At 66.2% G+C, this 612-nt stretch carries 1 pseudogene; it reads right to left on the bottom strand.

The features are described 5' to 3' along the window. Window positions 1-298, bottom strand: a pseudogene (locus Van01_RS32775) (hypothetical protein); the annotation flags it as partial. Window positions 299-612 lie beyond the last annotated feature (314 nt).

Here is a 612-nt window from a genome sequence, read left to right as displayed (position 1 = left end):
GGCCGCCATGTTCGTTGTCCTTGCCGCGAGCGTCCTCGCTCGGTCGCTTGCCCTTGCCGTGACGGTCGTCGCGGGCATCGGGCCCGGCGGTGTCCGGCTGCACGGCGTCGTCCCTGGTGACCTGCTCGGCCGTCGACCATTTCAGATCGGTGAGCCCGGCGGCACCGGCGGAGGTGGCGACGCCTACCCCGCCGAGGCTGACCAGTCCGGCAACGCCGGAAGCGAGCAACGCCTTGCGCCGGCTCCTGCGTGTCGAGGTGCCCGCAACTGCATCGTTCTTCCGAAGGTAGTTGGACATCGGAGTTCTCTGCCCTCTCCTTGTATCAGACAAGGCCGCTCCGCCATGGGCGGGCGCCCTTCGCTACAAATCGGTTGTAGCTTCTGAAGAACACCGTATGAGAGCGATCTTCACTATGAGGGCAAACGCGAGCAGAACCCACTTATAGGTACGGGGTGAACCCGTTCGGGTCGGCCGGTGACGTCGTGCGCGACCTGGTCAGCAGGACTCAGATCGGTCCTGATGGGACGTGGAGTGGCGTAGGCCCTGCAACGGCCCCTGCAAGGAGCTTGTCGAAGGTGTGTCGGCGGGGCCCTCCCCTACGGGAGGGCCCC

Origin of the sequence: Micromonospora andamanensis, assembly GCF_016863495.1 — a bacterium.
Lineage (GTDB): Bacteria > Actinomycetota > Actinomycetes > Mycobacteriales > Micromonosporaceae > Micromonospora > Micromonospora andamanensis.
Note: the sequence above shows the minus strand (reverse complement) of the source record. Positions and strands in the feature narration are given on the sequence as shown.